Source organism: Sphingobacterium sp. B29 (assembly GCF_001952815.1).
In the GTDB taxonomy this organism is placed as follows: domain Bacteria; phylum Bacteroidota; class Bacteroidia; order Sphingobacteriales; family Sphingobacteriaceae; genus Sphingobacterium; species Sphingobacterium siyangense.
Genome location: NZ_CP019158.1, coordinates 757,067 through 769,854, shown reverse-complemented (window position 1 = coordinate 769,854; position 12,788 = coordinate 757,067). Strand labels below are relative to the sequence as shown.

Here is a 12,788-nt window from a genome sequence, read left to right as displayed (position 1 = left end):
GCCTATTAGAAATCAACATTAACACCTATATTGTACTGCCGAGGTACAGGATACCCATTGGAAACATCTCGTCCCATACTACTCACATTTTCAGGATTTGGCCCACTGTACTTTGAAAATGTTGCAATATTTTCAGCGGATACAAATACCCTGAGACGCTCTAAGCCATATCGCGCCAAGGCAGCCTTTGTAAACATATAGGACAAGCTGACACTGTTAATTTTAAAATACGATCCGTCCTCTGCCCATAGATCTTGATCCATGCGAAATGGATTGATACTCGCGTATCTGCGATAATCATAGGCATACGGATACTGGGCAATATCTCCGGGCTGCTGCCACATATCGATATCGTTCAGCGGAACAACAACTTTGTTGCCATAGGGATCGCTCATTAGCTGTAGTCGCTTGGCCAAACCATTATTTAAGATGGTACGTTTTGCAGTATATGATGCCCATAGATTAAGACCAAATGTGCCCAATGTTTCATGCTTATAATTGAAATTCAATTGTACCCCCCCTGTAATTAAAGGCTGCGAATTTCCTGTACGTGCATAGTCGTTTTCATCTAAAATATAGTTTCCATCCAAATCCGCGAAGATAGGATCCCCGGCCTGAAACTCTGTACCATTTGCCATTCGATAACGTCGCCCCGTCACCGGATCTACCGGGACATCGGCATCTGTACTATAAACACCACGGTTCAATAACATGTAATTAGACATAGAAGAGGTTCCCACTCTGAAAACAACATGTTGTTTATATTCATCATCATTCTCCCAACGTACAAATTGCCCCCCATAATGCTCCGGAAGTTTGAGCAGTACATCGCGATTATAGGCTCCATTTGCACCAATTGACATCGTAAAACGCCCCTCCGTCCATGGTCTAAATAAAACAGCAAGTTCATGTCCATAATTCGCTATTGCAGCCGAATTACTATTGACTTTATCAAAGCCAAGCGAGGTTGACAATTTTTCCTCGAACAGCAAATTATCGACCTTTTTGTAATAGGTATCATAATTTAGTTCAAAGCGATTTTGAAAGAAAGCAAGGTCTAAACCCACATTGATTTGGCTTGTGGTGGTTGGTTTCAGATCCGGATTGGGAATTTGTTCATAATTGATCCCGATACCAATCTTGTCGTTATACCCACCTGTGATATCATATTTTCCATAAACACGTTCTAACGTACTGTTAGGCATTACATTTACACCCCAACTTGAGCGAATAGACAATAAATTGATCCACTCAACATCCTTTAAAAACTCCTCATGATAAGCATTCCACCGCAAACCCACGGCGGGATTTTTGGTATACAGGTTCCCAAAACCATTCTGTGAGGATCCGTCCATGCGATACGACAGATCAATCACATATTTCTTCATATAATCGTAGGTTCCAGCAACAGCAAACGACACTCCTCTTTCTTTTCCAAAACCTCGACTCAATACCCCCCCGCCTTTAGAGAAATATCCATCAAAACCAAGAGGTCCTTCAAATTGATCATTTGGCGTACGGGCTTGCAATGCCGCATTCGCTTGTTTTTCCAGCGTCCGGACTTCGTTAAATAGATTAAAAAATACCGTATGCTTTTCATTAAATGTATGACTGTAATTGATCGAATTCCGATTATACAATGAATTATACCGGCCATAGTAAGCATACACTTGAGCAAATTGTCCATTTGCTGCGGCAGGCGTAAACGTACTCTCGTTATCTGACGTTGACTCATAACTTACAGTCGTTGTTGCCCGTAATCCTGGAACAAATTCATAGGATGCTTCTATGAAAGGCTTAATTGACTTCGATGAATTATCATTTTTTGTTTTTAAAGCAGAGCTGTAGCCCGAAGATGCGAGATAAAAGGACGGACCCGGCAATAAGGTGGAATACTCGCCATTTGTCGCAACACCAGATTGTAATATCCCAAGACCATTTCCCTTACTCTTCGAACCTAATGATGCATTCAATTGAGCGATAAACTTAAATTTTTCCGTAGGGTAGTACTCAAACCGCATATTGGCCATATAACGATCGAAACCTGTATTTTTGATGATCCCATTTTCATTATAATAGTTTAAGTTCGCTTTATAATTCAACTTCTGATTCCCACCATCAATGGCCACGTTATGTGTCTGATTATAAGTTGTGGTATAAAAAAGATCCTGCCAATTGGTTGAGTTATTATAATACGGATTTAGACTATCTGACAACATAGGGGTTTGTGAAATTCGATCGAGATCAAACTGAGATAGTGCGTTACTATAAATCTGTAACAATTTGAGCCGCCGTTCGAGGTTTCCGCCAAGTGTTGCACGCAATTTGGGCGGTGTTTTCATGAAAAAATTGCCTGTATATCGGACGCGTGGCACTTCCGAATTCCCCCTTTTCGTATTAATAATGATCACACCATAGGCCGCCAATGAACCGTACAAAGAAGTCGCCTGAGCATCTTTGAGCACCTCAATACTCTCAATATCTTCGGGAGGGATCAAAGATAATGGGCTAATACCAGGCCCCTGTTGACTGAGGCCGAGTTCATTTGCCCGATCGGCATCCATCGGAACGCCATCGATCACATATAAAGGTGATGTTGGCGTTAAAAAAGATTGATCACCGCTACCTGAAACGCTGAGTGTCGAAAGTCCCCTGATCTGTGTTGACCCTCTGAATCCCGGAGCCCCCGTGTTATTTTGGATATTTAAACCTGCAACTTTTCCTTGCAATAAATTTTCCACATTAGCAGCAGGAATATCTTGCAAATCCTTACCGCTGATCTTTGTAGAAGCCCCTGTTGTCGTTTCTCTTGGCCGATTAACATAGCCCCTTACAACGACTTCATCCATCTGGTTTTCTAATTCTTTCATATGAATAACGACATTACGATCGGCACGTGCAGTAATTGCAACGCCATCATATCCAATCAACCGAAAAGCAACAGACGTCCCCGTCGTAGTTGTCACACTAAAGATTCCTGATGAGTTTGTAGCTGTCACCTCCTTTCCGGATTTCCCATAACGCACGGTAACACCGGCCAATGGCCGCCCCTTATTATCTGTTACTTTTCCCGACATAATGATAGCTTGTGCAAAAGCACCAACAGACAGCAGCATGCAGAGTACCAGAATACAACTATGATATACTATTTTTATTTGCATAATGTTCGCTATTATTCGTTCTCAAATCGTGGGTTCTCTCGTTGAAAATGGAAAACAATTTCCCAATCGCCCTTGGTAAAAATCCTAAAGTTCAAACCAAATGATGCGGTGATTAAATCGCCACCAAATCCTTTCCTGGAATAACTAAAGTCTACTTTCGCCATGTTTCCATTTAAATATTTAGTTGGATAACTCGTCAGTGGAATTGGATAAGCCACATCATACTGTACATAATCAGCGGTCTTTTTCATGTTAAAACCATGTACAATTTCATTCCACTTTGTTTCATTAAAATTGTCTGGATTCATGGTCTTCCCATCCTTATCCAAGAAAACGAAACGTAAGTTGTGTCCATTTCCCCCCGTAAAACGACGTATATAAATAACCAGGTCCTTAAAATCATCATTTGTCTGCAAGGGGCGATTGGAAGTTTCACCATTGACGTTGGCCATATAGGAAGGCCAGATATAGCTTTTCTTATTCGGATTTTTAGGATCCTTCGGATCAGGCGCAATTTCACCATCATACGGATTTTTGTCGGAATAGGGATCATAATCCTGTACCCGCCAAGGCAAAATCATAAAGTCCTTTACGATCGTGCTTCCCCCTGAATTGGATATTTTAAGATCAAAATAGCGTATATTTTGAACAAGATCAACACTATCCTTCGAACGTGGTTCTATCAATTCATTGGTAGAGGAGTTCCACAAAATAAAGGTACCTGTTGAGTCAACCTCAAAAAGAGGCCGGTTCACCAACTTACGTTTCGCCTCGATCTCTTCCAGATTTTTCTCTGTCCCATCATACCGGGATATCCACTCATAGACCGGTTTTACCTGGAAAAGATCCGTATAAGGCCTCCCATCACCATAGCGGGGATTTACAATTTCAAAATGTAGCGGAGTTGTTGAATGATCTGTATTGACCGTCCCCATACGACTCGTCCGTCCCAAGACGGGGTAAAAAGATTTACCATCATAGGTCAAGTTGACACTCAAAAAGTCCTTTTCATCCGGCAGATTATAGATTTTCTTACATCCATTTAAACCCATACATAACAGAGCCAACAAACCAAGACGGTATGTCCCGCTACATATTGTTCTATAACTTCTAGAAATTTTCATATCCATAGATTCTTAAATAGATTTATTGATTGCGGTTCATTGTCCAATCCGCCAACTGGAAATCGTTACCATTATACATACGCGCAATATTCAAACGATAACCTTTGTAAGCTTTGGTGTTCGTAAAAAAGAATACACGCAACTGGAATCGTTCATCAAACTCTTCGCCTTGCTTAGAATCCAATAGGATCCAGTTCCCTTCCTCATCCAAGCCCTGCAAGGTCCAATCTGTCGGATCCCGATCCTGGAGATCATTCGCGGATCTAAGTGTATAACTATTGGCTACTACAGCAGTAGGAAATTGCCATTCGAGGTAAAAACGACCCGGACTTGATAGAAAGAATTTGGTTTCAGGATTACCATCAAAGACATATTTAGCTGCTTCAACAGCATCGGGACCGCCAGAAGCCTCTTTTGACGTAAACCACTCGCCACCGATTGTCTTGAACAGATTTTCAGGTGGTGGGATATAAATAATCTGACTGACAAATTTGTTAAAACCAAACACATGATCCGGGTTTAATACATGAACTATAGCATTATCTGTCTGAATATTTAATGAGCTTGTCTCGGTCGTCACCCAATTACGATTGAAAACGGATCGTCTTGTATCTGATAAATCAACAATCGTAGGACCTCCATTCAGGAAGCCTGACGAGGCCTGTTTGTTCAAGCCAATATGCATTGGATAGCCATAGCGAATCCCCAATACATCTTTCCCATCCTGATTAAGGAGGGAATCACTTGCAATTTTTCCTTGAATAATATATTGGCACAACAGGGAATCCAATATTTCATATTTAACTGAGTTTAGATACTGTGCAGGCTTATCCGAAACAGCTAATGTATTATTCAGGTTTTGGATAGCTAATTGAAAATTGGAATTGGTCAGTGCAAAAAGTGTCACAGTACTATCTTCCAATTTCTTTTGCAGGCCAATTCGATCAATGACTTTAACGAGAGAGTCATATACACCAGGTTTACTTTTAAGATAGCTATATAAATTACCTTTAAAGACTGGTTCCTGAGATACGGGCGAATAATAGCCTTTATCCTTGGCACAAGCATACAGCAGAGCTGTCATTAAGAGTGCATATACACCACGTATAAATAGGTTATTTCTCATAATTAACTCCTTTACTTCCAATAAGCATTTTGTTCGATCAACTTATTTTGTGCGAGAATCTCTCGAGCAATTGGCCAATAGATCCCATCATTGGCTATCAATTGGGCCAATTGGGGATTGTCATGTTTTATCTTTTCTCGGCGAATCATATCATACCAACGATGCCCTTCCCCCATCAATTCTCTCTTTCGTTCTAAAAAAATCGCATCCACCAAATCACCGTTTACAGTTTCACTGTAGACTTTAAGCCCTCTCCGCTCTCTAATCTCATTTAACAGTTCAATGGCAGTAGATTTTTCACCCAACACGGCTAAAGATTCTGCGCGTAAAAGCGCTATATCTTCTAAACGTGTCAAAACTGTAGCACTGGTAAAAATTCGAAACGTAGGATCAGAAGAACCTCCCATAATACACTTGATTTTGCTAAAAATTGGGTATTTCCCATTGAAATTCCGGAAATACACTTCTGTGGTTGGGGCTCCAAGTGTATCAATGCTAAACCGTTGGTCCTTCTTCTCGTTGAATGTTTTTAAAATCGTTTCTTTCGGCATATATATGTCGGGAACTGACTTATTGACAACAGGCGACGCTAGACTAAGCTCTTCAATATGACCTGTAAACGATGCCTCCACATGTGCCCATATGTACGGAAATGAAAACATTTGCTCTGATCTCTTCTCGAAAAAGAAGCCATTACCATCTGTTAAAAAAGATGTGGATAAATAATAGGCTCCCGCTTTGGTATAATTATCCATAACAAACTGTGAGTAGGAAGCTGCATCGGCATAATTGCCCTGCCAAGCCGCTAAATGTGCCAGAATAGCATAAGCAGAAAGCTTTCTCACCAAGGCACCATTCCATCGGCCTGATGATTCATTGTAATAATCCCCAATCTGCTGTTCATCGCCTGTACTATAGGAATAGGGTAACAATTGGGCAGCATCATACATTTCTTTTTCAATCCAAGCATACAGTTTCAAACGGTCTTCTTTCGCTTTATTCTCAAAACTTCCATCATGAGAGTTTAGTATCAGGGGTACATCGCCCCAGATACGCACCATATTGAAATAGGCATACGCACGTAAAAATCGGGCCTGCGCCACATCTACGACCAAATTATTTTCAGTATAACGCATGTCCTTTTCCCGCACTTCCGGTGCACGCTCCATAAAAATATTAGCGGCATTAACTACGGCAAACCACCGCCTCCAATTGGAAAGGGCATTCAGCGATTCATAATTCGCTTTGAGGTCATTCTTAATAATTGCTTTTAGATCCTGCCGATTAGGGCTCTCAAAATCCCCCGACCGAACTTCTCCATACAGCCAATACGCATTATTGTCGTCCAAAGCCGCTTTGGTTAAACCATAGATTCCCATCAGACCTGCACGTGTGTCCTCCAAAGCATTCCACATATTCTCTTCTTTGACTGTACGAGAAGAGTCAATATCCAACATTTTCTTACAACCTCCCAGAAGCATCAAGAATAATAGCATAACACTAAATATGAGATGATATCTTTTCATTTCTTTTCGTTTAAAAGTCAATCTTTATTCCTAAGGTATAAATTCGCGGGATCCGCATTTTTGACCCAATATCATACCCCGTGTAATCCACGATCTCAGGGTCTACACCACTGTAAGACGTTAGCGTTGCAATGTTATTAGCAGACACATAGGCATAAGCATTTTTAATGGCCTGAGTTCGACCCGCCAAAAGAGAAGTCAAGTTATAACCCAACGTAATCGCCCTTATTTTAACAAATGAAGCATTCTCTAAGAAAAGATCTTGATCGGCCTGATAAGCAATGACAGTACTCCAGGGATTATACAATGGGTATTTACTATAATCCCCCCTTTTTTCCCAATACGTAATCTCTTTGATCGCATCCAGTTTTTTAGCACCTTCATTGTTGATAAAATCAAAACGATTAGCCATTTCTTGATTGATAAGCTCCCGACCAATATTATAATACAGGTTAATCCCCAGGTCCCATTTTCCAAACACAAAATTGTTATACCAATTGCCAAATACAGCGGGCAAACGATGGCCCTGCAACGTCCGATCGCCATCATCGATCGTATTGTCGCCATTTTGATCCTTCCAAATAGGATCACCTGCGCGTAGTTGAATCGCATTGTAGGTCATCCCTTGTGGAACTTCAGCATCTGTCCTGTAAATACCTTCATTAGCAAGCAACCAATATTGGTCTAAGGGTTTCCCTACCTCCAGGAGATTATTACCGATCACAAGACGATCTAGACCATTAGGCAATGCCTTCAGTTTATTCTGATTATGCGAAATATTGAGCGCGCTAGACCATTTAAACCGCTCGGATTGAATAGGATCAAGTCCAATGGTTAATTCTGCTCCAACATTCTGCACATTCATTCCTGCCGCATAGCTTGATTTATAACCATATTCGCTATAGGAAGGAATATTAATCAGCTGGTTCTTTGTTTGCTTTACATAGACATCAAGGGAAACATGGAAGTTTTTCTTTTGAATTGCATAATCCAAGCCCAGATTGCCCTGGTCAGTATACGCCCAAGGGATATTGTATCCAACCCAGCCTGACTCATAAGGTCTTACCAATCCCGCGATGGCATTGTATCCGGCTATAAGCTGATTACCGGTAAATCCCATTTGCGCAACATAATTAGGTCCTTGAGCAAAGTCGTCAAAAACATTGCTTAGTCCAATACGCCCCGCACTTAGACGAGCAGTAAGCTCTTTCAAGTTCGTGTTTGTATTGAAATAGCTGTTTTTAATATTCCAATTTATCGACAACGAAGGCGTAAAAATCCATCGGGCGTCCGGTTGTGCATTAGAGGATGCATCCGAACGGAGTAAAAGCGATGTCTCCACCTTGTTATCATAGTTGTAAGTCGCTTTTCCATAAAATGAAACTAAGTTGTGGCGAATACGATCTAAATATTTAAATATAAGCGCCTTGGGGTATGCAGTAGCTTCGAGATAATTGGGAAGATTGATATTATCCTCCAACAGATTCACCTTAATAAAATCATTTACCCCCTTGTAAGCGTAGGCATAATTGTAACGATAGGTATCCCATTGCAAACTATTGCCGACCAACAGGTTTAATTTGCTCTCCGCATTGATATTCCAGTCATAAAAAGCTTTATTGTCAAATACTGCCCGCTGATTATAGCCATAGTAATTTGAAGCAAAATTATTGGACTCCATTAGCTTACTGTGATAGAATTGATCTCTATAGCCTTCATTATAATCGACCATCCCTGTCGAAAGAAAATGAAAATTTCCAAAATCAAACTGCAACTTTCCGTATCCCTGCACTACGTTCGTCTTGTTGTTGTCAAAGCCCTTTTTATAATAACTTAAATACTCATTGTAGACCTCCTTATTGGGCGACAAGGGGGCCGACAGATCCGGAAAATAAGCTAACTGGGCAAACCTATCCCGCAGGTTCAGATTACGATTACGATCGAGTCGAGCTATATTTGCCTGCATGGAGAACGTCAGCCAAGTCATCGGCCGCATATTGAGCCCAAACAAAGCATAATATTTATTCAATTTTACCTGATCAGCCACGCCTTTATCCTGTGTTGAGCCCGCTGCAAATTGAAAATTTGCACGTGGCCCACCACCTGATAAATTTGCATTCAAATTGTAAACCAAACCACTATTGTAATAAGAGTCCGTCCAATCGGATTTTCCAAAATAATTCATGTTGAGCGAGTCGCTTAAATACACAGGGTATGAATCGCCGTTATTATATTTGCCATTGGAGGTATACAGATCATAAAACTGCTTTCTGAATTTATTTTCGTATTCGCCATTAATTGTTGTGACATGTGGACGCTCGGCCAAACCTGTATACATATTGACCGCTATCCGATTGCTTTTATCCGCTTTATACTCTTTCGTACGAACAACTATAGCTCCATTTGCAGCGTTTGGACCATACATCGCAATCGCGGCAACATCTTTTAATACTTCAATAGACTTAACCATGTCTATATTAATATTCGCTAATAAATTGGTAGCTGGGCCAATACGCTCTAGGTCATAGGTTTGAACGGCATAAGCAAAGGGATGTTCTCCAACCAAAGGAACTCCGTCCACAACAACTAATGGCTGATTCTGAAATACGTCGATATCAGAGAACAATGGCCTCGAAATACCACGAAAATACATTGGCTGCTTGGTACCCGATTCCCCGGAAGGTTCAGTTACATAAAGCCCAGTATTATTTCCTTTTAGGTATTGTGCTAAGGAAGAGTAAGGTAATAACGCCTGTTTTTTTATTTCTATTGGATTTACTTGGCTAGTCTTAATCTGAAATATTGAATCCAATTTTGAAGTTCCAATCTGAAGCTTAAGACTATCGGATGGTGACAACACCTTATCTTGACCAAAAGCAAAAGAATAACAGGCACAGGACCACCCTAAAAGAATAAGCCTATCCAAATACCTTTTTTTTATCATGTACATATGAATGATATATAATTAGGTTATTTTCACTTTTCTACTATAACTGGTTAAAATCACCTCAAAAAAGAGATGAAAATTCATTGATTTTTCGGGATAGGAAAATTGTTCGATTCCCATCCAAAATTGATATTATGCAGTATCAAATAGGATTAACATCATAATTTAAGGTTTTAAGTTTAAAATATAAAAACGTTTTAGCATAACACAACAGAATGAAATGTCAAAACGAGTCGGTTTGCTTAATTGGTCAGCACTAATCTCTCTTGGTTATATTGAAGATATATAGAAAAATGAGAAAAAAAAATTATCAGTGAAATTTTCTTTATTTGCTAAACTGGTTTAGTCACTAGCATTAAGTAATTTATAGCTTAAAAACTGGATTTTTACGTAGAAAAAATATGATTTTGCTAAAATGGAATTTTAAATTAATTTTTTTTTCAATTGTAACTTCATGGCACAAACGAATCTAAAAACGAATGGACAGCTTAGCAATTATATGAATACCAGATTGATAGCACTGCTCATTCAGATTGTAGAAAAAAAAAATAAAAACCCCTCGTAAAAGAGGGGTTTTATTATAGTAATCTATCGTTACTATTATTTGTTCGGTTTATTACTCATCTCGAAGATTAATTCACCGCCATTTATAATGCTGCTATAGGGTAATAGAAAATCAGCCAATTTCCGCCCATTTAAAGAAACGGATTTAACGTAAACATTCTTCTCAGACTGGTTACGGGCAACTATAGAAAGACTGCGTCCGTTTTCAAGATTAACCTTTGCCGATTTTACCAAAGGACTGCCAATCCAATAGTTATCTTCCCCAGGTGCCACCGGATAGAAGCCTAATGCAGTAAATAAATACCAAGCAGACATTTGTCCACAGTCATCATTTCCCCCTAAGCCCGCATGACCATTATGATACTGATTCCTTATGATCTGTCTTACACGTGCCTGAGTTTTCCAGGGACTCTTGGTTATATTGTACAAGTATGCCACATGATGGGAAGGCTCATTTCCGTGCACGTAATTTCCGATAATGCCATCCCGGGTAATATCCTCCGTATGTTCAAAATATTTATCCGGTAATTCCATGGTAAACAGTGAATCCAAATAAGACTCTAAACGTTTTTTGCCTCCCATTAATACCATCATTTCAGTAGGTTGATGCGGCACATACAGGCTGTAATTCCATGAATTACCTTCAATAAATCCTTGTCCATGTGTATCCAAAACATCAAATTTCTCTTGAAATTTACCCGCCGAATTCTTCGGACGCATAAATCCAATAGTGGAATCATAGAGTGATTTCCAACTTTCAGCCCTTTTGGAAAAGGTCGTGTAAATATCCTCTTTTCCCAATTTTTTCGCTAATTGCGCTATACACCAATCGTCATACGCATATTCCAATGTATTAGAAACAGATGTTCCCGATACATCTGCAGGAACATATCCCTTATCTATGTAAGCCCCAATCCCCTCGTACTGACGTGTATTTGCTGTTTGTACACAAGCTGCTAATGCAGCCTCAGCATCACCTTTGTAAACACCTTTGAGGATAGCATCAACAATAACCGATACGGAATGATAGCCACTCATGCACCAGTTATCATTTGCATAATGCGACCAGATCGGCAACATTTTCAATACACTCTGATCATAATGAGCCATCATGGATGCCACAATATCTGCATTACGAGAGGGGTTTATTAGATTCAACAGCGGATGAAAGGCCCTAAAGGTATCCCATAAAGAAAATGAGGTGTAATTCGTAAAGCCTTCAGCACGGTGCACCTCCTGGTCCAACCCTTTATACTCACCATTGCTGTCCATATACACCGTCGGCATTAAGCTTGCATGGTACATAGCTGTATAAAAATTGACAAGGTCTTCCTTGTTCAACATTTCAGCTTCTATCTTATGCAACTCCTTTTCCCAGGCGTTTTGCCCTTGCTTAACGTAGCCGTCAAAATTCCAGTCCGGAGCCTCAGCCTCCATATTGGCCAATGCATTCTTCATGCTTACTGGACTTAAAGCTACTTTCAGAAGGATGGCCTCTTGTGCTTTTGTATCAAAATCCAAGTGAAGCTTAATATTGTGTGCTGCAAGATCAGGGAAATTGTTCTGTTGATCAAACTTACGCCAGAAACCATTATAGACAGATTTTCCATCTTCATATTTGGCGCCGTAATTCTTAAAAGCTTTTGATGTCTTTATCGCAAAGTATACGGTGCGGGTTCTTGACCAACCGTTTGTCTGGCGGTAGCCTACCAGGGTTGAATCGTTCAAGACCTTGACAACGGTCCAAACATTCTTGCCGTCATAATTATAGATCCCAGCAGTTAAGTCTACAATAAGATGTGATGCATTTGATTCTTTGAACGTATAACGGTGCAGTCCTACACGTGTTGTTGTCGTTAATTCAGCTTTAATCTGATGTTTATCCAGTAAAACACTGTAATAGTTGGCCTCAGCCCGTTCGTTGGCATGCGAATATGGTGATCGATAACCATCTTGTGGTCGATCAGCTGTACCCGGGTTTAATTGGACTTTTCCCTGTGTCGGCATGATCTGTATATCACCAAGATCGGAGTGACCTGTACCGCTAAAATGCGTATGACTAAACCCGACAATCGTTGGATCATCATACTGATAACCAGCACAATATTTATAAACATCGCCGTTATACCGCCCATTTACAGCATACGATAATGTATCCGTATCAGGGCTTAATTGTACAGCACCGAATGGAACTGTCGCCCCCGGAAAAGTATGCCCCATTTTTGCCGTACCGATGAGCGGTTTGACATACTGAACTAATTTAGTTTCTTGTGCCTTTAATAGATATGGGACACTAAATAATCCCAAAAAGACTAAACTTCTGATATTCATCGCTTATGA

Annotated in this window: 6 protein-coding genes; all 6 read right to left on the bottom strand. The window is 40.2% G+C overall.

Translation table 11 applies throughout. The features are described 5' to 3' along the window. Positions 1-5: 5 nt before the first annotated feature. The 6 genes from BV902_RS03205 to BV902_RS03180 all read right to left on the bottom strand — a co-directional run bounded on the left by BV902_RS03205 (position 6) and on the right by BV902_RS03180 (position 12,779). Positions 6-3,161 carry a SusC/RagA family TonB-linked outer membrane protein gene (locus BV902_RS03205; RefSeq protein WP_237241933.1) on the bottom strand — a complete coding sequence of 1,052 codons (3,156 nt, stop codon included), beginning with the start codon at positions 3,159-3,161 and terminating at the stop codon, positions 6-8. 11 nt (positions 3,162-3,172) lie between these two features. After that, positions 3,173-4,285, bottom strand: coding sequence for a DUF5007 domain-containing protein (locus BV902_RS03200; RefSeq protein ID WP_157625870.1), 1,113 nt, complete (start codon positions 4,283-4,285; stop codon positions 3,173-3,175). A 22-nt stretch (positions 4,286-4,307) separates the two neighbouring features. Further along, a complete protein-coding gene (locus tag BV902_RS03195; RefSeq protein WP_075990753.1) occupies positions 4,308-5,411 on the bottom strand; it encodes a fasciclin domain-containing protein in 1,104 nt (367 codons plus the stop codon). Between the two features lie 11 nt (positions 5,412-5,422). Beyond that, complete coding sequence (locus BV902_RS03190; RefSeq protein ID WP_075994599.1) at positions 5,423-6,937, bottom strand: RagB/SusD family nutrient uptake outer membrane protein; 1,515 nt, start codon at positions 6,935-6,937, stop codon at positions 5,423-5,425. 10 nt (positions 6,938-6,947) lie between these two features. Beyond that, positions 6,948-9,881, bottom strand: a complete 2,934-nt coding sequence (locus BV902_RS03185; protein ID WP_075990752.1) for a SusC/RagA family TonB-linked outer membrane protein — start codon at positions 9,879-9,881, stop codon at positions 6,948-6,950. 603 nt (positions 9,882-10,484) lie between these two features. Next, positions 10,485-12,779, bottom strand: coding sequence for a GH92 family glycosyl hydrolase (locus BV902_RS03180; RefSeq protein ID WP_075990751.1), 2,295 nt, complete (start codon positions 12,777-12,779; stop codon positions 10,485-10,487). Positions 12,780-12,788: the final 9 nt, after the last annotated feature.